The sequence below is a fragment of the Paenibacillus sp. FSL R7-0302 genome, from assembly GCF_038006885.1.
Classification (GTDB): Bacteria; Bacillota; Bacilli; order Paenibacillales; family Paenibacillaceae; genus Paenibacillus_AQ.
The window spans coordinates 3,980,660-4,003,964 of sequence record NZ_JBBOWB010000001.1 but is presented as its reverse complement, the minus strand read 5'-3'; the positions used below and the strand labels follow the sequence as shown (position 1 = coordinate 4,003,964).

Below are 23,305 nucleotides of genomic sequence, written 5' to 3'. Positions count from 1 at the left end.
TTCCTCCTCAGGATCTATGACAATACAAATCCCCTGCCCGCAGAGGGCAAGGGATTACTGTAATACTAAGCTTTCTGCCTCATTTGGTCAACTGCTCCATCTGTTCGATCACACTTTCGAATACACTCATCGCTTCGCGGATCGGTTCAGGAGAGGACATGTCAACCCCTGCCTTGGATAAAATGTTGATTGAATAATCACTGCCGCCGCTCTTCAGGAAGCCGAGGTAACGGTCAACCGCCGGTTTGCCTTCCTCCAGAATCTGTTTGGCGAAGCTCGTCGCCGCCGAGAAGCCGGTAGCATATTTATAGACGTAGAAGCTGTTATAGAAATGCGGAATCCGTGCCCACTCCATTTCAATATCCTGATCGATCACCATATCCTTGCCGTAATACTTGACATTAAGATCGTAGTAGATGGCAGAGAGATCCTGCGGTGTGAGCGATTCGCCTTCTTCGGCACGCTGGTGAATGATTTTTTCGAATTCAGCGAACATCGTCTGCCGGAATACCGTTGTGCGGAACTGGTCGGCATAATAGGTGAGCAGGTACATTTTTTCCTTTGGATCTGTGGATTTGTTCAGCAGGTAATCCATCAGCAGCGCCTCATTGGTAGTAGAAGCAACCTCCGCCAGGAAAATAGTGTACTGCGCATCCCGGTATTTCAGCGCTGTGTCCGAATAGTAGGAGTGCAGGGCGTGACCCATCTCATGTGCCAGTGTGAACATGCTGTTCAGATTGTCATTGTGGTTCAGCAGCACGTAAGGGTGGGTGCCGTAAGCCCCCCAGCTGTATGCGCCGGAGCGTTTGTTCTCGTTCTCGTAGACATCGATCCAGCCTTTGTCATAGCCTTCCTGCAGAACACTAAGGTAGTCCTCGCCAAGCGGCTTCAGGCCTTCCTTGGTAATCTTCTTGGCTTCGTCAAAAGTAATATCCAGCTTATATTCGTCCACAAGCGGAGCGAACAAGTCATACATATGTAGCTCATCTACCCCAAGCAGCTTCTGGCGCAGCTTCATATAACGGTGCATCAGCGGCAGACTCTCGTGAATCGTATCGATCAGATTCGTGTAGACTTCCTTCGGAATATTGTCGCCGTACAAGGACATTTCCAGCACGGAAGGATATTTGCGCACACGGGAGTAAAAGACATTCTTATTCACATTCGCGCTCAGCGTGGCGGCAATCGTGTTCTTTTGCTTGCCGTAAGTTTCATAGACCGCTTTGAAGGCGTTCTTGCGCACCTCACGGTCCGGGCTTTCGAGGAATTGAATATAGCTTCCGTGGGTCAGCTCAACTTCCTTGCCTTCTTCGTTCTTAATCTTCGGGAACTTCAGATCCGCATTATTCAGCATGCTGAATACGGTTTGCGGGGCCTGGGCGATCGTGCTGACCTGAGCGAGCAGCGCTTCTTCCGCCTTGGACAGGACATGGGCCTTCTCACGCTTCATTTCAGTCAAAGTGAAGGTGTAGTCGGAGAGCGAAGGGTCGGCGATGAACTGGTCCAGTGTCGCGTCAGGCAGGGCCAGAATCTCAGGTGTGACAAAAGAAAGAGCTTCACCCGCTTCAACGCCCAACTTCTTGGCCTTGGAGGAGAGAGCCTGGTACTTCGGAGCCGCTGTATCCTCGTCCTGGCGCATATGCGCATAGACATAGAGGCGTTCAGTCAGCAGGGACAGCTTATCGTCCAGCTCGAAGCACTTCTTCAGGGCATCCGGAGAATCCAGCTTCCCCTGGAAGGAGGCAGCGCTTGTAATCAGCGCCTTCACTTCCTTATATTCGGCATCCCATTGCTCCTCTGAAGCAAACATATCTTCAAGCTTCCAGCGGTTCTCGGCGGGTACTTCACTTCTCTTAGGTAATTGTTCCATAGAAATCCTCCTCGGTAGATGGGATGCGGCTGGGCTGCTCTCCGCCTGCGGGAGCGCTGAGGACAGATTTCCCTGCAGCAGGCTGAGCGCAAGCAGGAGCGGGAGTGATTTGGCGGTAACGGACATGACAGCAGCCTCCTGATTCTCAAAGTCTGCTTAGTATGCCCTGCCAATTCATGTTTATTAAATCTTGCTTACAGATGAAGTTATGTGAGCAGGCTATAAATAATGAAGACAAAAGCCAGCGCAATCATAATGACTGCGGTCAATGCCATCCCGCGCTTCAAGCGCGGGGGCATTTTGTCCTTGCTCATAATCAGTACGGCACCCAGGCACAGGACGACAATGACATAAATGACAAGACTCTCATTATCCATGCCGGACTAGACCTGTTTGAAGGCTGCGATGATATTCTTGTACTCTTCTTCATTATCCTTGTAGGATTCTTTATTGAAGCGGTTGTTCACCCACTGCATCATAGCGGGACGGCTCATGAAGGTATGCGTTTCTTCTCCCCATTGGTCGGAGATTTCACGAAGGATAATGTAACGTCCCTGAACCTCCACCGTCATCATGTTCCATTTGTCTGTTTTGTATATTTCATGTTTTTTGATCATTATCATTACCACCCTGGCGATTTTTGGCTTTTGGGTCAATGATAACGCACCGGAGAAGGGAAAAGCAAATTAAATCATGAAATCAGGGAAAAGATGGATTGCTTTACAAGTATAGAAAGAGTATAATGTAAGCATACGCCATATATGGCGGTATTTTTAGGAGGTTGTTCATTTGAAAGGTACAGTAAAATGGTTTAACGCAGAAAAAGGTTATGGTTTCCTTCAAGTTGAAGGCGGCGAAGATGTATTCGTTCACTTCTCAGCGATTCAAGGCGACGGATTCAAGACTTTGGACGAAGGCCAAGCGGTAGAATTCGATGTTACGGACGGTAACCGTGGTCCACAGGCAGCGAACGTAGTTAAATTATAAAATACGGCCAAGGCAGAGCTTCTGTCAGCCGCAATATATATATTTGATCTAGCACGCACTGGCATAAGTAGCATCAGGCAGCTTGAGCAGCACAGTTCCTCCGGGAGCTGTGTTTTTTTATTGGTTTGGTTAGGAAATTATGATTTACGTCCGCTGTGGATATATCCTTCCCCGCCCATAATCAGTCAGAGCGGGGTCTTGCTCTTACGCCGCAGCGGACGGTCTGTGCCGCCCCCGAGGTCCATCAGATGCTTGGACAGGAAGCCGATGAAGGCCAGAACCGAGAAGCCGGTAGCGACCAGATAGAATACAATCCGGCCGGCATCCTGATAGATCAGTCCGCCGAAGGTGCCGCTGAGCAGACCTGCGCCGCTGGACCATACGACGGTGAAGAGCGCCATTCCGGTTGCCCGCAGATGATCAGGGATGATCCGGGTGATGTAGCGGACCGCAGTTACATAATAAATGCCGAACGAAATGCTGTGCATGGCCTGAATGGCAACCACGGTACCCGGCTCCTGGGCCAGCGACATGAACAGAAAGCGCAGCGTGAACATGAGGCTGGCAAAAGCAAGCAGCGGCAGCTCCTTGAACTTGTCGCCATATCTGCTGAGCAGGAAGAAGATGGGGATCTCACTGAGCGCTGAAGCCAGCAGCGCCCAGCCCACGATCTCATCTCCTGCATTCATGCCCTTGAGGCTGATCGTCAGGAAGGCCTCGTTCATCCGGTAGCCGATGGCGAGCAGGAATACAGAGCCGAAGAACCACAGCACTTCCTTTTGCAGGAGAATCTCGCGGAGTCCGGCGCCCTTCAGCGGTTTGTCCGCAGACTCCTTGTCTACAGAGAGCGGAGCCGCTTCGGTTCGCTTCACATCCTTCAGCCCAATCGTAATCAGCAGCGCGGTTACAACAATCACAATACAAATCGCTACGCTGTACTGAGGTCCCAGCGTTCGGAGTACATAGCCGATTGTAAGGGCGAAGAAGGAGTAACCGAGCGAGCCGAATACACGGATGGCAATGAAATTCCGCCCGTGGCGCTGGGCAATTTTGATCGCCATAGTATCTGCAAGTGGAAAAACTGGGTAATAGAAGAAATAGAAAAAGGATAAGATAAGCATGACACTTGAGAAATCGGTGGCTCTGGCCAGAATAATGGCGGTAATCAGCTGGCCTCCAAGCAGGAGGGCCATAATCTTACGGACGGTACCCAGCCGGTCGCTCATCATACTCCAGAACAGATTAGAGAGAATTGAGATTAGCGGTCCTACTGAGTAGAGCAGACCCATTTGCGGACTGCTGAAGCCCAGGTGGGCATAAAATAACGGGAAATAAGAAACAACCAGCACACTGGTGCCGTACAGCGTAAACATAAAGGATCGCAGCCAGTTTTGATCACTGTATTGGCCGCCGCTCCGCCTCGCATTCATGATTGTGCACTCCTTCGGGGTATAGAAAAGTATAGTATAGCATAAAGCGGAGAGGCCGGGGGATTCGTATAATATCGATTTTCTGAATCTTTCAAGAGTTTGCGAAAGTGATTTTGTTGTTTGTACAAATCCGCTCTGCATATTATAATAATCATGATTTGGATAAGGAGACAACAATGTGGAGGCACTGTCATTGAATGAATTTGAGCAAGGCCGTAACCGTAGTCCGCGCGGTCCTATTGGACTCATGAAGAGAGTCTATAAGTACGTGCTGCCGGAAGTGCGATCATGTCTCGATTCCTGGCGCAAGGATGCAGAAGGAATTCCCGATCCCGAGCTCCGCAAGCAAGCGCTTGCCAGCATTGAAACGAAGCAGTTTCATTGCGAAGGCGGCGGAATCTATGCCGCCGGCAATTTGTCGATGAGACATATACTGATTCCGCTAATTGTTGCTTATCAGACGATCAGTGATTATTTGGACAACCTGTGTGACCGCAGTACTTCGCTTGACCCGGCCGATTTCCGGTTGCTGCATAAGTCCATGCTGGATGCGGTTACCCCCGGCGCGGAGCCTGTGAATTACTACGCGCTGCGCACGGAACAGAATGACGGCGGATACCTGCACAGACTGGTCCGCAAATGCCAGGAGATGACCTCCCGGCTACCCGGCTACGGTGCCGCTGCTGAAGAGGTCTACAATCTGGCTGTACTGTACACCGATCTTCAGGTCTATAAGCACATTCACCCGGAGCTTAGAGAAGCTGCCCTCAAGGAATGGTGGGAGAAGGAGGGGTACCGCGCGCCTCATCTCCAGTGGAATGAATTTGCGGCCGCAACCGGTTCAACTCTGGGTGTATTCATGCTTTTTCTGGCATCCTGTGATCCTAAGCTAAGCACAGTGGCATCATCATCCATTCGTGCTGCTTATTTTCCGCATGTGTGCGGTCTGCATATCATGCTGGATTATCTGATTGACCAGGATGAAGACCGGGCCGGCGGTGATCTCAATTTCTGCAATTATTATGAGAATACGGATATGATGCTGAACCGGATCGCTTCCATTGTGGAGTGGGCCCGCAAGGATGTCCGGGGTCTTCCTGATAACTCCATGCACCGTATGATCATCGAAGGACTGCTTGCCCTGTATTTATCCGATCCCAAGGTTAGTGAGCAACGCGAGGTCCGTTCGGTATCCCGGAGGCTGATGAAGAATAGTCCGCTGACCAGACTCTTCTTCTTCGTCAACAGCCGCTGGATACGCAAACACATGTATTAGATGCTGCCGGATCTTCTCCGGGTAAGGGGAGAAACTGGCACAAATTTAAGGAGGAACTAACAGAATGTCTAACGTAAAAAAAATCGCAGTATTAACCAGCGGTGGAGACTCCCAGGGGATGAACGCCGCAGTGCGTGCGGTTGTCCGCAGCGCGATCTACTTCGGAATTGAAGTATTCGGCATTCAGCGCGGGTACCAGGGCCTGCTGAACCGCGACATTTTCCCGATGGATCTGCGCAGTGTCGGAGATATCATCCAGCGCGGAGGTACGGTTCTGCAGTCTGCACGCTGTCTGGAGTTCATGAAGCCGGAAGGCCAGCAGAAAGGTGCTGACATTCTGAATGAGCTCGGCATCGACGGTCTGGTTGTTATCGGCGGAGACGGCTCTTACCATGGCGCTAACAAGCTCAGCAAGCTTGGAATCAAGACGATGGCTCTGCCGGGTACCATTGATAATGATATATCGTTCACAGACTACACTATTGGATTCGATACTGCCGTTGGCGTGGTAGTGGATGCGATCAATAAATTGCGCGACACCATGTCATCCCATGAGCGTTCCTCCATCGTAGAGGTTATGGGGCGTCACTGCGGAGATATCGCTCTGCATGCAGGCCTTGCTTCCGGGGCGGAGACGATTCTGGTGCCGGAAATGCCTTATGACCTGAATGAGGTAGCTGACCGGATGAAGGATAATTTCGCACGCGGCAAACGTCACAGTATCGTCATTGTAGCTGAAGGCGTCGGCAAGGGTGAGGATGTTGCTCAGGCACTCAAAGACCGCCATGCTTCCCTGGATGCCCGTGTTACAGTACTGGGACACATTCAGCGCGGAGGTACTCCAACACCAGGAGACCGCAACCTCGCCAGCCGTCTGGCTGATTTCGCGGTTCGTAAGCTGATCGAAGGCGAATCGGACAAGGCATGCGGAATCATTAAAGGGGAATTGACCCTGACCGATATCGATAAGGTAGTGAATACGAAGAAGGATTTCAATATCGAGCTGTATGAGCTGGCTTCCCGTTTGTCCCAGTAAAAGCAGCAGAATTTATAGGATCATCAACTCTCAGCGGAGCAGCAAGCCTTCCATCACCGGAAGGGGCTGCTCTTTTTTGAGTTGACAGTATACCCCCACCCGTATAATATCATACCCATAGGGGTATACAATTAGGAGGGAATAAGAATGAGCAGAACTATAGTCATTATCGGCGGAGTTGCCGGAGGGGCATCCGCTGCGGCACGCCTAAGAAGACTGAACGAAGAAGACAACATTATCATGCTTGAGCGGGGAGAGCATGTTTCTTTTGCCAATTGCGGGCTGCCTTATTATATTGGGGAGAGTATTGATTCCCGGGACAAGCTGTTTCTGCAGACACCGGCTGGAATCCGGGCACGCTTCAATATTGATGTGAGAATCTTTACCGAGGCGACAGAGATTGACCGTGAACGTAAGCAGGTACACTGCCGCAATGTTACAACAGGCGAGACACTGCAGATTCCATATGATATCGTAGTACTCTCACCGGGAGCAAAGCCGATCGTTCCCCCGATTCCGGGCATTTCAGAGGCTGAGAACCTGTTCACCTTAAGGAATATTCCTGATACAGACCGTATCAAGGCCTATGTGGACAGCCGTCAGCCAAGACATGCCACTGTAATCGGTGCAGGGTTCATCGGTCTTGAGATGGCTGAGAATCTGCGGGAGCGGGGGCTTGAGGTCACTGTGATTGACCGGGGGGAGCAGATTCTGAACCCGCTTGACCTGGAGATGGTTCGTCCGCTGGAAGAGCATATGCGTTTGCACGGGGTGGAACTGCGGATGAATGAGGGTGTAGAGGCTATTGAACAGCAAGGCAGCCTGCTCCGTCTCTCCTCCGGCGGGGAGCTTAGAACGGATATGGTTATCTTGGCGATTGGGGTCAGTCCTGAGAATGACCTGGCACGGAGCTGCGGGCTGGAGCTGGGCGTCCGGGGATCGGTTAAGGTCAACGCCTCATTGCAGACCAGTGATCCGGCTATCTATGCTGTTGGAGATGTCATTGAAGTGAAGGACCGTGTTCAGGGGTTCGATACCATGGTATCCCTTGCCTGGGGTGCCAACCGTCAGGGGCGTCTGGCCGCTGATCATATCAATGGGCGGCAAGCCTCGTATACGGGAGCATTAGGTACTGCGATTATCAAAATCTTCGATATGACTGCTGCGCTGACCGGGAATAACGAGAAGACGCTTAAGTCGCTTGGGGTACCTTATGAAGCTGTGCATATCCACCCGAATTCCCACGCCGGTTACTACCCCGGTGCTGCACCGGTAGCGCTTAAGCTGCTGTTCAACCCGCAGACAGGAGAGATTTATGGAGCACAAGCGGCCGGAAGTGCCGGAGTGGACAAAAGAATAGATGTCATTGCCACCGCGATCCGCAGCAAGCTTAAGGCAGATGAGCTGGCCGATCTGGAGCTGGCGTATGCGCCGCCGTATTCCTCGGCCAAAGATCCGGTCAATATGGCGGGCTATGTTGCCTCCAATCTGATGGAGGGACTCGTCCGTAATCTGCAATGGCATGAAGTGGATGAATTCACACGTAGTGGCGGCCTCATCATTGATGTCAGAGACGAAGCGGAGCGTTTAGCCGGTTTCATTCCGGGTTCCATCAACATTCCGCTGGCTGAGCTGAGAGGCCGGCTCACAGAGATTCCCGGGGATCGGGAGATCGCCGTGTCCTGCCAGGTAGGGCTTCGCGGCTACATTGCTGTCCGCATGTTAATCCAATACGGATATGCAGTACGAAACGTTGACGGAGGGTACAAAACATACGCAGCGATGGCAAGGGAGAATAACGCTGAGATTTCCGGGAAGAGAGAGACACCGGCTTTAAAAGTGAATGCCCCGTCTCCCGCCAGTATAGTCCATAGCCACGAACAGCTCAGCCGTAAGCCTCAGCTCCTGCTGGATGCTTGCGGATTACAGTGCCCCGGCCCTATACTCAAAGTATATGAGACTATAAGCTCAATGGAGGAAGGCCAGCGGGTTGAGATTACTGCAACGGATTTCGGTTTTGCCACTGATATCAGGCAGTGGTGCAGCAAGACAAGGAACACACTGGAATCAGTGGATGTATCCGGGGGCAAGGTTCAGGCGTTGATACGTAAGGGAGTAGATCCGGCAGACAGAGCCGTAGTTCCGGCGGAACAGTCAGCGGTCTCTGAAGGTACAACAATGATTGTCTTCAGCGGGGATCTGGACAAAACCATTGCTTCCTTCATTATTGCAACAGGCGCCGCAGCGATGGGCAAGCAGGTAACGATGTTCTTTACCTTCTGGGGGCTTAATATCCTGCGCCGGGGGCAGTCTCCGCAGGTGAAGAAGAATGCTCTAGACCGGATGTTTGGCATGATGATGCCGAAGGGAACGCGGAAGCTACCCTTATCCCGCATGAACATGGGCGGGCTTGGGTCGAAGCTGATCCGCTATACTATGGGACGCAAGAATGTGGAATCCCTGGAGAATCTGATGCAAGGCGCACTGAATGCCGGGGTTAAGCTGATGGCCTGCACCATGAGCATGGACATCATGGGCATCAAGCAGGAGGAATTAATTGAAGGTGTAGACTTCGGCGGTGTTGCCAGCTATCTTGGAGCTGCCGAGGATTCCGGCGTGAACTTATTCATCTAGAGGGGGCTAAATGACAGTGGAGTATGATAAAGCTATTACCAACCGGTTGAAGCGGATCGAAGGTCAGGTAAGGGGAGTACTCGGAATGCTGGAGGAAGGCAAGGATTGCCGTGAGATTGTAACTCAGCTGACAGCAATCCGAACAGCCGTAGACCGCTCTATTGGTGCCGTGATCGGAGACAATCTGGAGCACTGCATTCAAGAGGAGCTGGCGCAGGGGAATTCACCCGATAAAGTCATTAAAGAAGCTGTAGAGCTGCTTGTCAAAAGCCGGTAAGCGAATAACAGCCACAGACGAGGGAGCGCAACACTCCCTGCCTGTGGCTGTTGTCAATTATACCTTTCCGGGGGCGAATCTGCGCTGCACCCTGACGAGCCGGGCCAGCAACAGAATTGCGCCGATTCCAAGGCCGGTAATGAGTCCGATCCAGTAGCCGTAAGCCCCAAGCTCAGTATAAGTAGCAAGCAGGTATCCGACGGGCAGGCCGATCACCCAATAAGCAATGAAGCAGATGACGAACGCAGGATTAACATCCTTATATCCCCGCAGCACACCTTGAGTCGGGGTTGCGATGGCATCGGAGATCTGGAAGAAAATCGCGTAGATCAGGAAATGCTGGATCAGCGAGATCACCTCATGGTCATCCGAATACAGTCCGGCGACATGATTCCCGGCGAAGAGCAGCACCAGCGCTGTGAGCAGGGAGAGGACAGCCGCCGTACCAATGCCCATAATGCCATACTGGCGCGCATCCTTCAGCCGGCCGGAGCCGCTCTCGAAGCCGACGAGAATTGTCAGACTCATGCAGATGCTCAGCGGAATCATATAGAGGGTGGAGGCGAAGTTAATGGCGGCCTGATGGGCAGCGATTGTAATGGTATCGAAGCGGCTCATCAGCAGGGTTACAGCCGAGAACACCGCCGTCTCGAAGAAGATCGAAAAGCCGATAGGCACACCAATCTTCAGCAGCTCCTTGAGACTTACCAGGGACACCGCGTGAAATTTACGGAAAATCTGCAGATTGCGGAAAGGCTCAGCCCGGTAGACAAAGATTAGGGCAATCAGAAAAATGACCCAATACGTGATCGCAGAGGCTACGCCTGCGCCAACTCCGCCAAGGCGGGGGAAGCCGAAGTTACCGAAGATCAGCAGATAGTTAAGCCCCACATTGACCGGCAGGGCAATCAGGGTGATGAACATGGAGACACGGGTCTGACCCAGGGCATCAATACAGCTGCGGACAACGGTATAGCCGAACAGCGGGATAATGCCGAAGGAGATGGCGCCGAGGAAGCGGAAGGCAATATCCCGTACCGCAGGCTCCAGATTCATGAAATTCAGGATCGGTGTGAGCGCGAGGCTGCCAAGAATCAGCACGAGCACGGATACGATCAGGGAGAGCCAAATGCCCTGCATCACCTGGTTAGCCACATCCTTACCCCGCTTGCTGCCGAGGAGATGAGACACAATGGGTGTAATCCCCATAAGAATACCGCTAAGGCCTGTCTGGATCGGAATCCACAGGCTTGTGCCGATGGCTACGCCGGCCAGATCATTCGTGCCGAATTTGCCGGACATATTGGTGTCGAAGAAGGTAATGGCCGACAATGCAATCTGAGTAATCAGAATCGGAAGCAATATATGCAGGAATTGCCCGGCCTTTTGTTTAATGGAAGTTGTCTGTTTCATAATCATCAATGCCCCGTTATCTTTATTTTAAATACTTATATTCCCAGTGAAAATATTCCCAGTAAAAAGCCCGGCAGCTGCCGGGCTCTCTAATATCATGCGGCTATGGATACATCTGGATAATTGCAGAAAGCTTATTGGTCGTACTTCACATCGGCCGTATAGCGGTTGTTGGCATTCCAGAGCAGGAATTCGTCAATATTCTGATCCTTCAAGGCGCGGATCTGATCTTCAACCTGCTTCTTGCCGTATTTGACATAATGCCCGCTGCCCAGCCAGCTGGCGGTGAAATCCTGAATCCATGGGCGGATTACCGGTTTGAAGCTGCCTAGCGGATTCAGCTTCTTGTGTGTATCGACCATTGAGCCCTTAATGGTAGCATAAGGGTCTTTGTCCGGGTCCTTCACATCGAACCAGCCAGTGGAATAATGGCTCGGATAGACCATCGGGCTGATGACATCGACATTCTTGGAGATCTTCACGAAATCCTGGCCGATACCTTCTGCGGCAGGTACCGAGGCGGCATAGCCGAAGATATCCACAGAGATCCGAACTCCCAGCGGTGCCAGCTCAGCTTTGGCATACTTAACAAAGTCAGCGATAATTTCCACGCGCGGTCTGTCGCTCTTCGTGTATTTCAGAGTGTCCGCACGCTTCTCGAAGCCTTCAGGGAAGCGCACATAGTCAAACTGGATTTCTTTGAACCCGAGCTTAACGGCCTCCTTGGCAATATCTACGTTATACTTCCATACATTTTCATTATAAGGATTGACGAAGCTGTCTCCGCCTTTGTTGGCCCAGACCGAGCCGTCTTTGTTCACGAAGGATAATTCCTTGTTCTTTTTGGCGAGCACAGAATCCTTGAATACTACGATCCGCGCAATCGGGTAGACATCATGCTCCTTCAGGCGGGTCATCAGCTTGTTGATATCACCTATGAACGGCTGTGGATGTCCCATTTGCTGAAGCTCAGCATTGTCCGTCTTGTAGGTGATGTATCCGGCATCATCCTTAATATCGATAACCATGGAGTTGAGCTCAGTCTTGTCCAGCAGGGCAAGCAGGGTCTCCATCCGTGCACCCCCGGCGCTGTAGGCAGTCACGTATATCCCTTTAACCTTGGGAGCATCCGGCTGCGGATCGGCAAGAAGTGCTGTCTCCGGCGATGCGCCTGGTGAAGGTGAAGGAGAGGCAGTACCGCCCCCGTTCGGTGATGCTGCTGCGTCCGGATTAGTGGTGTGTTCTGCGACGATGGGGGGATTCATGGCGCTCTGCAGTACTGCTGCCACATCGGCTTCATGTCCTTGATTCGGGACACCTACGCCTCCCAGGGCCATCATCAGTAAAGCCCAGGTGATATTCATTTCTTATTCGCTCCCTTTATGTACATTCCTTATAAAGTATAAGGTAACGGATGCACCCAAAAAGAACAGACTTGTAACAATACCCGTAATTTTTTGAGGTCATATTTCCGCTCTTGTTGTTTATAAACGGGATGTACAGATTTTGAACCGCTGATTATAAAAGTAAATGCCGCCCCGGACTGGCACGAAGGCCAATGACCAGGACGGCAACTATTACAACTTGCTCTTTAGGGCAGCTTGCTTAATGAAGATACGCAGAATTCTGATGCTCGCAAATGCTGTAATGGATGATATCCATGGCATCTGCCGGTTCCAGAATACTCAGACCGTCACGCAGTACGATTACAGAATTGAGTTCGTCCTGCTTCAGGAACGGTATCATATCCGGATACCACCTCATGACGATTGCTGACAGTTTTACCGTTTCCATTTCCACAAAAATCACCCTTTCCTTTTTCGAATCGAACTGAATCAGAATTCAGGGTCCACCCGGAAAAACGAAGTGCCTGGAAAAAAGAGGGTAAATCACAATCTTCATGAAATTGTTAAGGTCCTGCGTAGCTATAATATAACATAATTTGAACGGATAAGCATTTTCTTATGAATTACCGTTTGCGGAAAGAGCCCATTACACCGACAGTCTCAACAATATTTACAAAAGCCTGCGGGTCGCTTGTTTTAATAATGCGTTTCAGTTCTGCAAGCTCATACCGTGTGGTCACTGTCATTAGCATGTCCCGTTCTACATGAGAATAAGCACCTTCTGTCTTAAATTTTGTAACGCCGCGCTGAAGGCCCAGCAATTGCTGCAGCAGCTCGTCAGTCCGGTTGGTGATGATGTACACGGTAACTTTGATGTGGCTGATATGAATCAGGTCGACCACCTTGCCGGTGACGTAAATGGAGACCATCGAGGCAAGCGCCAGATTCCAGTTGTCGTCAAAATAAGCCGCAGCAAGAATGACGAGACCATTGAGGCCGACCAGCACACTGCCTACCGGGAAATCCCGGTACCGTGTTATAATGGAGCCCAGAATATCGAAGCCGCCCGAGGAGCCGCCTACCCGGAAGGACACACCAGCCCCGACACCTACGAGCACCCCTCCGAACACAGAGGCAAGCAGCATATCCGACGATACCTGAAAGACTGGTACCACTGTCATCATCCAGGTTGTTGCCCCTACAGAGACAATGCTCAGAATGATAAATCTCCGGCCGAGCTGGAACCAACCGGCAGCGAGCAGCGGGATATTGAAGAGTAAATAGAGTAAGCTGATGTTAAAAGGAGTGAAATAACCGGCCAGCATGGCGAGGCCGGATACGCCTCCGCTGAGCAGTCTGTGGGGGATCAGGAACAGATTAAAGCCGCTTGCGATCATCGCTGAACCGAAGAGAACGGCAAGAAAGCTCCCGAATAATCTTAGTTTAACCAAGCAAATTCACCTCTGAGTGTAGTGTGAGTGTCATGTAAGTAATGAAAGTAAGGAATACACTGGTATTCCTGATTGGGTTTGTGATATAATGTATAGGATATTCTTGAGTAGGACGTTACAATGGTATTTTTGCATTGCTTAGAATGCGAAGCTACAATTGTCAGGTGTATGTAGTGGCCTGATCATAGGACAGTTGTTTGTCCCAATACGCGCTAAACCATGCAGAAAATCCGGCATGATTGGACAGCCTATAAATGTGTTTACCGCTACTTAAGAATACAGACAAGCATGTGGAATGTCCACTGTATAGAAGGAGCATGAATAATTTGAAAACATTCGCAGAATTCGGCTTGGAGCCAAAAGTACTTCAAGCAATCACAGAGCTAGGATTTGAGGAAGCAACACCAATCCAGGAGCAGGCTATCCCGCTTGCTATGGCCGGATCGGATCTTATCGGACAGGCACAGACGGGTACAGGTAAGACCGCAGCCTTCGGGATTCCCCTCATCTCCAAGATCGCAAGAGAAGAAGAGAAGATTCTGGCACTGGTAATGACGCCAACACGTGAGCTGGCCATCCAGGTCGCTGAAGAAATCGGTAAGTTGACCCGCTTCAAAGGACTTCGTTCACTGGCAATCTACGGCGGGCAGGATATCGGCCGTCAGATCCGCGGACTGAAGAGAAAACCACAGATTATTATTGGTACACCAGGACGCCTCCTGGACCATATCAACCGCAAGACCATCCGCCTGGATGATGTTCAGACGATCGTACTGGATGAAGCCGATGAAATGCTAGATATGGGCTTCATGGAGGATATCCAGACCATCCTCAAGCTCGTTCCTGAAGAACGTCAGACCATGCTCTTCTCGGCTACTATGCCTCCTAACATTCAACGCCTTGCCCAGCAGTTCCTGAAGAACCCGCAGCATGTATCCGTAATTCCTAAACAGATTAGCGCACCGCTGATCGACCAGGCTTATGTTGAAGTGCCTGAACGCCAGAAATTCGAAGCGCTTAGCCGCTTGATTGACATGGAATCGCCAGATCTGGCCATTGTATTCGGCCGCACGAAGCGCCGGGTAGACGAGCTTGCAGAAGGCTTGCAGAAGCGCGGATATTCCGCTGACGGCCTGCATGGCGACTTGTCGCAGAACCAGCGCGATGCTGTAATGCGCAAATTCCGCGACGGCAGCATTGATGTACTGGTAGCTACAGACGTTGCTGCACGCGGTCTGGACGTATCCGGCGTAACGCACGTAATCAACTTTGACCTTCCGCAGGACCCGGAGAGCTATGTACACCGTATCGGCCGTACAGGCCGCGCCGGTAAAGAAGGTACTGCATGGTCCTTCGTGACTCCGCGCGAAATGGATCACCTGCACCTGATCGAGCGCGTGACCCGTCACCGCATTACCCGCAAACCGCTTCCAACAATGGCTGAGGCTATTGAAGGCAAACAACGCATTACAGCAGAACGTCTGCTGGCAATGGTTGAGGTTGGCGAACTGAACGAATACAAAGGAATTGCCATTCAATTGCTGGAGCAATATGATTCTGTTCAGCTGCTGTCCGCAGCTATGAAGCTTCTGACCGGCGATAACAAGGATGCGCAAATTGAGCTGACTCCTGAAGATCCGATCCGTGCCAAGCGCCGCGGCGGCAAGAACGATATCCGCAGCGGTCGTAAGCCTAACGGCGGCTATGGCGGCAACCGTTCCGGTTCCGGTTCTAGCTCCGGTGGCGGCTATCGCGGCAACCGGGACAATGCAAGCGGCGGCGGCTATCGCGGAAATCGTGACAACGCCAGCAGCGGCGGAAGCACCCGTGGCGGCTACAGCAGCGGCTATGGCGGCAACAGCGGAAGCGGCAGCAGCTACGGCGGCGGCTACAAAGGCAACCGTGATGGAGCGAGCCGTAACACAGACGGAAGACCGTCCTCGCGTCCGAGCAGCACAAGCACCCGCCCGGCCAAGCAGGATTTTGACGCTTAAGCTTTAGCAGGACACCTTGAAGAAGACGAGCAACCGTTACCGGTTCCCGTCTTCTTTTTTTGCGGTGGATTCACTTAGATGAAGGTACGGCTGATGATGACCAGCAGGATGAAGAGCACGAGAATTGTTCCGGTGGAAGTCCAGGGATTGCAGCAGCCAGGTGCAGACATGAGGTCAACCTCCTTTGAAAATGGGGGATTTGTTGTGGTTACAATGTAATATATGGACGTATTGCAGAGCTTGCTTAGACACTTACCTAGAACTTGTAAACTTGGGCGCTGGAAAAGTCCTGTACAAACAGGTATAGTTAAGATACGCAGTATGCACAAGATAGACAGGAGGAAGGGAATTGGAGTTTAAAGGAGCAATGGGCGGTATATACCGCATCACGGAATGGATCTCACGCATCGCCTTCAGCAATATTTTATGGGCATTGTGTTCGATACCGTTCCTGTTCGCAGGAATTATGAAGATCCTCATGCTGGGTTCAGGAGCAGGCGGACCGAATGAGCAGATTATGCTGAACTGGGTACTTGGCGTATTCGCGCCATTCACTGTATTTCCGGCTACGTCGGCGTTATTTACAGTGGTGCGCAAATGGGTAATGGGCAATACTGATGTAAGTACATTCCGCACTTTTTTTCAGGGATACAAAGAGAATTATCTGAAAAGCATGCTGGGAGGGCTTATCTACACCCTGCTGTTTGTCGTGATGTACGTTGATGTGACCGTATACATGACGCAAATGCCGAATTTCAAGATCGTCGGTATCCTGATGCTGGTGCTGATGATTATTTTGTTCGTATCGATGTTTAACTTCTTCTCCATCGTGGTTCACTACCAGATGACGTTCAAGGAAGTGGTAACCAATTCGATTCTGCTCACGATCGCCCGGCCGATCCGTGTGTTCTCGACGTTGATTGGTTCAGGCGTTCTTCTCTATATAGGTCTGCGTTATCCGGTGCTCTATGTGCTGTGTATTCCTACGCTGATTGCTATGCTCGCCTTCTTTAATTTCTTCGCTACATATAATAAGCTGCAACTACAGGTGGAGAAGAAGAAGCTGGCTGAAGAACAGGCCGCGCTGGAAGCAGCTGAGAATGAAGGTCTGCCAACCGATGATGATGACGATGAGGACGAAGACGAGGATGAAGACGACAGAGATAAGGACACCGGTAAGGATTTTAAGCGGACTTAACATTCCTGCGATCATCCGGGCAGTAATGTCAACGGAAAATGATCCCGGCGTTAAATAAAGCGCATACAGGTTTACTTTTTCGTCAAAACGCAATATAATGATTATAAATCCTGCGATGTACGTTATGGTTGCTCGTTGTTTTGAACCAATGATAATGTCTTGGGAGATCTACATGAAGCGCGGCTGAACAGCCCTGTCTATATGACCTGGGGAATTCAAAAACGACTTCTGCGGTCACCCACCTGCTCTAGCAGGTTCAGAAGACACTGCAGCCGGACGGCATAGGCGGGTTTTCTAATGGAATTGACAAGGCATCCTGTTACCTGCTCACCAGCGGGTAGAGGGTGCCTTTTTCAAGGTTAAAGTGAGCAATGCCCTTTTGTTCCGCGGACAAGAGTGTTACACTTAGGGTAGTGAACTTGGGATTTGAAGAGGGGGAAGAATTTTGTCGTTGAAAAGAACCTTGGTCGGTTTATTTCGCAGTCATGACGGAACAAGCGACCGTGCCAAAGATCCGGCATTGAAAACGCGTTATTACAATCTTTCAAGAGACAAGGCGTGGGATGAAGTATCCGCAACGCTGAAGAAAATTCCTGGTTATAAGGTCTTGCATGAAGTGCAGTCTGTAGGGGAGATTACCCTGGAGAAAAGAACGGCGTTAGGCCGCTCGCTGGATATTACCGTATCTGTGTTAAGCACCACGCCCGTACGCTGTGCCGTAGATATATATTCAGCATCCAGAGGGTCGCTTGGCGATCTGGGTGCCAATTACCGTGTCATTCAGCGTTTGTACCAGTCTCTGGATAAGAAGCTGGGCAAATATAAGGTGGATTAAGGACAGCATTCGGGCTTGTATTGCCGGGATTGTATGCGGTTTCCGCGAGTGGGACAGCCCGTTCCGGGCACGGATATCCTTATTGATCATCATACGCAAAAAGCGGAGAAGGATGACCTTCTGCCGCTTTTTTTCAAAAATGTACATTTATAGGCTTGGATGCTGTATAACATATCAGTGCTGTCCGTTTAAGCCTAGAGCAGAGCTTTAACTGCGGAAATCGCCGCTTCGTAGTCCGGGTGCTCAGCCATTTCACCGAGATACTCGACATAAGCCAAAGTGTCGTTCTTGTCTACAACGAAGATGGAGCGCATGTCGAGGCGGAATTCCTTAATCAGGACGCCGTAGGCTTGTCCGAAGGAAGTCTCTTTGTGGTCGGACAGGGTGATTACACTGTCGATGCCTGCGGCGCCGCACCAGCGGGCCTGGGCGAAAGGAAGATCTGTGCTGATGGTGAGGATGACCACATCATCGCCAAGACCGGCAGCTTCACTGTTGAAGCGGCGGGTCTGCGCATCGCACACACCGGTATCCAGGGAAGGTACAACGCTGATCAGCTTGATTTTGCCAGCGTAATCTGTAAGTGTAACATCTTCCAGAAGATTCTTGCTTACCGTGAATTGCGGCGCGGAATCTCCGGCTTTCAGCTGCGGGCCTACCAGAGTAATGGGGTTGCCCTTAAAAGTGGCTACGCCTGTTCTTTCTTGCGTCATGTCCTTGTTTCCTCCTTGAATTGCATTATTGGCATGTACCTGCCAGAATAAATTATAATCTTTTTAGAAGCTGGATGTCGAGCTGGACAACATACATAAAAGGATGGGTGTTATGATTTTTATAAGGTATGAGAAGTGGAGAAGCTATCTCCGGTATTATCCTGTAACCTGTGCGCTGATTCTGGCCAATGTGGTTATGTTCATCGTGCTGTCCCTGAATGGCGGCTCCACCAACCTGTATACACTTGTGGAGTACGGGGCTACGGTCAATGTGGGTGCTGAAACGGATGAGCTGTGGCGTTGCGTAACGGCGATGTTCCTTCACAACGGCTTCGCCCATTTGTTCTTCAACAGCTTCTCGCTGCTAGTGTTCGCCCCGCCGCTGGAGCGGCTGATGGGCTGGTGGCGTTATGCACTGCTGTATCTGGGCGGCGGCTTCATTGCTAATCTGCTTTGGGTTCTTATAAGCAGCCGCGGGAATGTGGAGATTGGAATTGTCTCTGTAGGGGCCTCGGGGGCGATCTACGCCGTCTATGGCGCATTCCTCTACATTGCGGTGTTCCAGAGGGCGATGATGGATGAGGGCTCGCGCAAGACGCTTTACGGACTTCTGGTGATGGGGATTATCGTATCCTTTGCTGCTCAAAATATCAACTATATCGCTCATATCGGCGGCCTGATCGCCGGATTCTTCATCTATGGGCTAATCATCCGTATATTCAAACGAAAACGGCGATAAGGAAGGGTGTAATCGTGGAGCTTAGACAGCTGCAGTATTTTCTGAAGGTTGCCCAGAAGGAACATGTCACCAGAGCGGCGGAGGAGCTGCATGTCGCACAATCTGCGGTAAGCCGCCAGATTCATCAGCTGGAGCAGGAGCTGGGAGTGGATCTGTTCATGCAGAAGGGAAGGAATTTGCAGCTTACGCCTGTAGGACAGCTCTTTTGCAAAAGAGTGGAGTCGGTGCTGAATGAACTCGACCGGTCGGTGGCGGAGGTGCATGAATTCCTTGACCCGGAGCGCGGCGAGATCCGCATCGGCTTCCCGCACAGCCTCGGGACCCATCTGATTCCTTCCATTGTGGCGGAGTTCCGCCGTCATTATCCCCATGTGAAATTCCGCTTCAAGCAGGGAGCCTATCCTTCCTTAATCAAGGATGTTATCTCTGGGGAGGTGGATCTGGCATTCATCTCGCCGTTCCCGGAGAATGTAGGGCATGTGGCCGGAGATATCGTAATGACCGAGGAGCTGTTCGCCATTCTGCCGCAGAATCATCCGCTTGCAAGCAGGGAAGTGATCCGGCTGGAGCAGCTGCGGGACGAGAAGTTCGTATTGTTCAGCCAAGGCTACTCGCTGCGGCCGATTGTGTGGCAGGCCTGCCTTGCGGCAGGGTTCAAGCCGCAGATTGCTTTTGAAGGCGGGGAGACCGATACGATCCGCGGTCTGGTAGCCGCCGGGATGGGGGTAAGCTTGCTGCCGGAGATGGCGCTCTACCAGACCAACCCGATGCAGCCTGCACAGGTCCGGGTGGTGGAGCCTACGATTACCAGAACCGTCGGGCTGATTCACCGGGCGGAAGGCAAGCTGCCGCTGGTCGCCCAGTCCTTCCGTAACTTCCTGCTTACCTATTTCAAAGACAGACACACAGACAATACCCCGGTCGGCTCATAGCCTACCGGGGTATTGTCTGTGTAGTGATATAGATCTTAATCGCGGTTACCGAGGAACATCAGGATCAGGCGGATCAGCTCGATCAGGGATACCAGTGCTGCTGCCACATAGGTGAGCGCTGCGGCATTCAGGACCTTGGCTACGCCGCGCTCTTCATCATTACGGATGAAGCCCTGCTGTACCATAATCTGGCGCGCGCGGCTGCTGGCGTTGAATTCAACGGGCAACGTGACGAGCTGGAAGGCTACTGCGGCAGAGAAGAAGATAATGCCGAGCCCGATAAGGTTGAACGAGCTGAAGATAAAGCCTGCCAGCAGCATGAAGGGGGCGACCCCGGAGGCGAAGTTCACGACCGGGAACATCCGGTGGCGGAGCGCCAGCATCGGATAATGCTCCTTGTGCTGAATTGCATGGCCGATCTCGTGACAAGCGACGGAGACTGCTGCGATGGAGCTTTCATAATATACAGGCTCCGACAGCCGCACAACGCGGTTAATCGGGTCGTAGTGGTCTGTAAGGGTTCCCTGAACCGGTTCAATGGGAACATCGTAGAGTCCGTTGGCATCCAGCATGCGCCGGGCAGCTTCATAACCTGTCAAGCCGTTCATGTTCGGCACCTTGGCCCATTTCTTGAAATTGCCCTTGACCCTGAACTGGGCCCATAGAGAAAAGATAAAAGCGACAGCTAACAATACATACATTAGTGGCATCATATGTGCTCATTCCTCCATTATAAATTACAAGCTGTTACATTGGCGGCCCCTGCGTCAGCAGAAGCCGGATCGCTTCCATACAGGCGACGCCCTGAGGAATCAGTGCTGCCAGTGCCCGGTTAGCCTGGCCCGGCTTCAAACCGCTTATCACGGGCTCCAGGGCCTTCACTTCCCGTTCCAGCTGCTGCATCTGAAGCTCAAGCTGGACCAGCTTGCCGGAGACCTCAGCCTCAGGTGTGGCTGCATTCCACTTGCCCATCAGGGATTTGATTTCTTCCAATGTATATTTCTCTTGCTTAAGCTGATTAATACGTTGCAGAACGACTAAGGTTTCATGACTGTAGAGCCGGTAATTCTTCATGCTCCTGGATTCCGGTGTTATCAGTCCAAGCTTCGTATAATAATCAATGGTACGTTCACTGATGCCGGCCGCCTTGGCCAGCTCTCCGATCCGGTAAAGGGTCATATCTCCAAGTTATCTCACCTCGCTATTTCCTGCGTAAAATAATCATATCAAATTGGAAACCGTACAGTCAAACGTGACGCTTACTTTAAAGTATATGCTGACTTTTCATAAAGATGCTGGGGAGGCAATCAAAGCGAAAATACCCCTTAGAGGATAAGAAGTCATGTTAAACATGACATGGCGTGTTACATAATTGAGCGCCCAGGTCATCTGTAAATCATCAGGATCGCGGTGGGCGGAGAGTGCGGAGTGGTGTGATCAAAGGATAATAAAAGGCATGTTTACTAATAGACATTAATAAAAATACAGTATGCAACCTAGGGGGAAAGCTCTGTTGACTGTATGCGTTTGCATAATAGGTACGTAAGGAAGCACGCTAGTCCTGGCGGGTTACCGGTAATCATGCTCGGGAGTGGTCCTTGAGTGAAGAATGGTACAGCTTCCAGAATTAAATTAGAGCATTCAAAAAAATAGTCTTGTCAATTTACCTGACTTCTGATTATAATGACATTAAGAGTTTCACGCTTTGTTAGAAAATATAACATTGGGGAGTGGGGTACACTATGAAAAAAAAGATGTTGATGATGTTCCTGGGTATGATTACACTAATGATCTATCCGGTCAGCGCCTTCGCGGCTGAGGGTCCGGCAGCACCGGATCTGCAGATTGGACTCGACACTGCATTTACGTTCCTGGCATTTATCCTTGTGTTCTTCATGCAATCAGGATTTGCATTACTTGAGGCGGGTTCGGTCCGGATGAAGAATGCCGGTCACGTGGCTGGTAAGACGGTACTGACACTGGCGATTGCAAGCTTGTGCTTCTGGGCACTGGGCTTTGGCCTTGGCTTCGGTAACGGCAACAGCTTCTTCGGAACTACAGGCTTCTTCTACGGCGGCGATTCAACAGCCTCTGCATTCGAATCCCTGGCCTTCTCCGATGTAACACTAAATACGAAATTCCTGTTCCAAATGGCATTTGCCGCAGTCTCCCTGGCGATTGTATCCGGCGGTATGGCTGAACGTGCTAAGCTTAGCGTATATATTATCTTCGGAATTCTCTTCTCGGTTGTAATTTATCCGGTTGTCGCTCACTGGGTATGGGGCGGCGGCTGGCTGGCAGAGCTGAGCATGCAGGATTATGCAGGTTCTACAGTAGTCCATCTTACAGGTGCAACGGCGGCTGTAGTGGCAACCATTCTCCTCAAGCCCCGTCTTGGCAAATTCAACAAAGAAGGCAAGCCGGTTATTATTCCGGGTCATAACCAGGTCTTCACTGTCCTTGGGGTTATCATTCTCTGGTTTGGCTGGTTCGGCTTCAACCCAGGCAGCGCGTTGTCCCCTATGGGCGGATTCTTCGGACACGTAGCGCTGACTACGAACATTGCAGCGGCAGCAGGCGGTCTGGCAGCACTGGCAGCTTCCTGGCTGTACTTCGGTAAATCCGATATTCCGGCCATGCTTAACGGCGTACTGGCAGCTCTGGTTGCCATCACCGGTGCCTGTGCCTTCGTAGAGCCTTGGGCAGCCATTATTATCGGTCTCATTGCCGGTGCCTTCACCTTCATGACCTCGCAGTGGCTGGAGCGTGCAGGATTGGATGATCCGATCTATGCTTTCTCTGTACATGGTATCGCCGGTATGTGGGGGGCGTTGTCTACAGGCCTCTTCGCAGCACCTGATCTGATTGAACAAGGCGCACTTGTAGGTAAAGCAGGTCTGTTCTACGGCGGCGGCTTCCATCAGCTCGGCGTGCAGGCACTGGGTGTAGTCGGAACCTTCGTGTTCGTAGCTGTGATGTCCTTCGTCATCCTGTATGTAATGAAGATGGTTATGGGTATCCGTGTAACGGAAGAAGAAGAATTGATGGGTCTGGATATCAGTGAGCATGGTACGTACGGTTATCCTGAGCAAATGAAGCTGATTAGTGAATCAGAATCCAAAACCCTCAAACACTAATATTTATACTCAGGCAGGGAGGCGGACCGAGTGGCTT

General features: G+C 51.3%; 23 protein-coding genes and 1 other RNA gene. 12 read left to right on the top strand and 12 right to left on the bottom strand.

Going from position 1 to position 23,305, the window contains the following annotated elements:
• Positions 1 to 79: 79 nt before the first annotated feature.
• The 3 genes from pepF to MKY96_RS17460 all read right to left on the bottom strand — a co-directional run bounded on the left by pepF (position 80) and on the right by MKY96_RS17460 (position 2,487).
• Positions 80 to 1,870 (bottom strand): oligoendopeptidase F, encoded by a 1,791-nt coding sequence (pepF, locus tag MKY96_RS17470; RefSeq protein ID WP_340941933.1) that lies wholly within the window; start codon positions 1,868 to 1,870, stop codon positions 80 to 82.
• Between the two features lie 206 nt (positions 1,871 to 2,076).
• On the bottom strand, positions 2,077 to 2,247 hold the full coding sequence (locus MKY96_RS17465) for a hypothetical protein (RefSeq protein ID WP_209874284.1): 171 nt from the start codon (positions 2,245 to 2,247) through the stop codon (positions 2,077 to 2,079).
• A gap of 6 nt (positions 2,248 to 2,253) precedes the next feature.
• The gene (locus tag MKY96_RS17460; protein ID WP_036702226.1) at positions 2,254 to 2,487 is read right to left on the bottom strand and encodes a hypothetical protein; all 234 of its coding nucleotides are present in this window, start codon (positions 2,485 to 2,487) and stop codon (positions 2,254 to 2,256) included.
• Positions 2,488 to 2,659: 172 nt separating this feature from the next.
• On the opposite strand from MKY96_RS17460, the gene MKY96_RS17455 reads away from it, so the two are divergent.
• The gene (locus MKY96_RS17455) at positions 2,660 to 2,857 is read left to right on the top strand and encodes a cold shock domain-containing protein (RefSeq protein ID WP_036725228.1); all 198 of its coding nucleotides are present in this window, start codon (positions 2,660 to 2,662) and stop codon (positions 2,855 to 2,857) included.
• Positions 2,858 to 3,042: 185 nt separating this feature from the next.
• Here the strand turns inward: MKY96_RS17455 and MKY96_RS17450 are convergent, their stop codons facing one another.
• On the bottom strand, positions 3,043 to 4,287 hold the full coding sequence (locus MKY96_RS17450) for an MFS transporter (protein ID WP_340941932.1): 1,245 nt from the start codon (positions 4,285 to 4,287) through the stop codon (positions 3,043 to 3,045).
• A 193-nt stretch (positions 4,288 to 4,480) separates the two neighbouring features.
• On the opposite strand from MKY96_RS17450, the gene MKY96_RS17445 reads away from it, so the two are divergent.
• From MKY96_RS17445 to MKY96_RS17430, 4 genes are all read left to right on the top strand, one after another.
• A complete protein-coding gene (locus MKY96_RS17445) occupies positions 4,481 to 5,563 on the top strand; it encodes a tetraprenyl-beta-curcumene synthase family protein (RefSeq protein ID WP_340941930.1) in 1,083 nt (360 codons plus the stop codon).
• Between the two features lie 64 nt (positions 5,564 to 5,627).
• Positions 5,628 to 6,599, top strand: coding sequence for a 6-phosphofructokinase (pfkA, locus tag MKY96_RS17440; protein WP_036725223.1), 972 nt, complete (start codon positions 5,628 to 5,630; stop codon positions 6,597 to 6,599).
• A gap of 147 nt (positions 6,600 to 6,746) precedes the next feature.
• A complete protein-coding gene (locus MKY96_RS17435) occupies positions 6,747 to 9,233 on the top strand; it encodes a CoA-disulfide reductase (protein ID WP_340941927.1) in 2,487 nt (828 codons plus the stop codon).
• Between the two features lie 16 nt (positions 9,234 to 9,249).
• On the top strand, positions 9,250 to 9,510 hold the full coding sequence (locus MKY96_RS17430) for a metal-sensitive transcriptional regulator (protein WP_340941926.1): 261 nt from the start codon (positions 9,250 to 9,252) through the stop codon (positions 9,508 to 9,510).
• A gap of 57 nt (positions 9,511 to 9,567) precedes the next feature.
• Here the strand turns inward: MKY96_RS17430 and MKY96_RS17425 are convergent, their stop codons facing one another.
• From MKY96_RS17425 to MKY96_RS17410, 4 genes are all read right to left on the bottom strand, one after another.
• Positions 9,568 to 10,923: an MATE family efflux transporter gene (locus MKY96_RS17425; RefSeq protein WP_340941925.1), complete on the bottom strand. Its 1,356-nt coding sequence runs from the start codon at positions 10,921 to 10,923 to the stop codon at positions 9,568 to 9,570.
• A gap of 134 nt (positions 10,924 to 11,057) precedes the next feature.
• Positions 11,058 to 12,287 (bottom strand): putative glycoside hydrolase, encoded by a 1,230-nt coding sequence (locus tag MKY96_RS17420; protein ID WP_340941924.1) that lies wholly within the window; start codon positions 12,285 to 12,287, stop codon positions 11,058 to 11,060.
• Between the two features lie 241 nt (positions 12,288 to 12,528).
• Positions 12,529 to 12,717 (bottom strand): hypothetical protein, encoded by a 189-nt coding sequence (locus MKY96_RS17415; protein ID WP_171718441.1) that lies wholly within the window; start codon positions 12,715 to 12,717, stop codon positions 12,529 to 12,531.
• A gap of 175 nt (positions 12,718 to 12,892) precedes the next feature.
• Positions 12,893 to 13,720: a YitT family protein gene (locus tag MKY96_RS17410; RefSeq protein ID WP_340941923.1), complete on the bottom strand. Its 828-nt coding sequence runs from the start codon at positions 13,718 to 13,720 to the stop codon at positions 12,893 to 12,895.
• Between the two features lie 326 nt (positions 13,721 to 14,046).
• Here MKY96_RS17410 and MKY96_RS17405 point away from each other — a divergent pair, with 326 nt between their 5' ends.
• Positions 14,047 to 15,714 (top strand): DEAD/DEAH box helicase, encoded by a 1,668-nt coding sequence (locus MKY96_RS17405; protein ID WP_036725212.1) that lies wholly within the window; start codon positions 14,047 to 14,049, stop codon positions 15,712 to 15,714.
• A gap of 74 nt (positions 15,715 to 15,788) precedes the next feature.
• Here MKY96_RS17405 and MKY96_RS17400 read toward each other — a convergent pair whose 3' ends face one another.
• Positions 15,789 to 15,884 (bottom strand): hypothetical protein, encoded by a 96-nt coding sequence (locus tag MKY96_RS17400; RefSeq protein WP_036702210.1) that lies wholly within the window; start codon positions 15,882 to 15,884, stop codon positions 15,789 to 15,791.
• A gap of 179 nt (positions 15,885 to 16,063) precedes the next feature.
• On the opposite strand from MKY96_RS17400, the gene MKY96_RS17395 reads away from it, so the two are divergent.
• From MKY96_RS17395 to MKY96_RS17385, 3 genes are all read left to right on the top strand, one after another.
• Entirely contained in the window at positions 16,064 to 16,912 is an 849-nt protein-coding gene (locus tag MKY96_RS17395; RefSeq protein ID WP_340941922.1) for a YesL family protein, read from the top strand.
• Between the two features lie 104 nt (positions 16,913 to 17,016).
• Positions 17,017 to 17,208, top strand: a non-coding RNA gene (gene ssrS, locus MKY96_RS17390) — 6S RNA.
• Between the two features lie 149 nt (positions 17,209 to 17,357).
• Positions 17,358 to 17,747, top strand: a complete 390-nt coding sequence (locus MKY96_RS17385) for a DUF1499 domain-containing protein (protein WP_036725209.1) — start codon at positions 17,358 to 17,360, stop codon at positions 17,745 to 17,747.
• A gap of 194 nt (positions 17,748 to 17,941) precedes the next feature.
• On the opposite strand, the gene tpx is transcribed toward MKY96_RS17385, so the two are convergent.
• Positions 17,942 to 18,460 (bottom strand): thiol peroxidase, encoded by a 519-nt coding sequence (tpx, locus tag MKY96_RS17380; RefSeq protein ID WP_036725207.1) that lies wholly within the window; start codon positions 18,458 to 18,460, stop codon positions 17,942 to 17,944.
• A gap of 112 nt (positions 18,461 to 18,572) precedes the next feature.
• On the opposite strand from tpx, the gene MKY96_RS17375 reads away from it, so the two are divergent.
• A complete protein-coding gene (locus MKY96_RS17375; protein ID WP_340941921.1) occupies positions 18,573 to 19,199 on the top strand; it encodes a rhomboid family intramembrane serine protease in 627 nt (208 codons plus the stop codon).
• A gap of 14 nt (positions 19,200 to 19,213) precedes the next feature.
• Complete coding sequence (locus tag MKY96_RS17370) at positions 19,214 to 20,131, top strand: LysR family transcriptional regulator (protein WP_340941920.1); 918 nt, start codon at positions 19,214 to 19,216, stop codon at positions 20,129 to 20,131.
• A gap of 35 nt (positions 20,132 to 20,166) precedes the next feature.
• Here MKY96_RS17370 and MKY96_RS17365 read toward each other — a convergent pair whose 3' ends face one another.
• Together MKY96_RS17365 and MKY96_RS17360 are read right to left on the bottom strand one after the other, a co-directional pair.
• Entirely contained in the window at positions 20,167 to 20,844 is a 678-nt protein-coding gene (locus MKY96_RS17365) for a zinc metallopeptidase (RefSeq protein ID WP_445321996.1), read from the bottom strand.
• Between the two features lie 34 nt (positions 20,845 to 20,878).
• Positions 20,879 to 21,310, bottom strand: a complete 432-nt coding sequence (locus MKY96_RS17360) for a MerR family transcriptional regulator (protein WP_036725200.1) — start codon at positions 21,308 to 21,310, stop codon at positions 20,879 to 20,881.
• 563 nt (positions 21,311 to 21,873) lie between these two features.
• Between MKY96_RS17360 and MKY96_RS17355 the strand changes: the two genes are divergently transcribed.
• Positions 21,874 to 23,268, top strand: coding sequence for an ammonium transporter (locus tag MKY96_RS17355; RefSeq protein ID WP_036725199.1), 1,395 nt, complete (start codon positions 21,874 to 21,876; stop codon positions 23,266 to 23,268).
• Positions 23,269 to 23,305 lie beyond the last annotated feature (37 nt).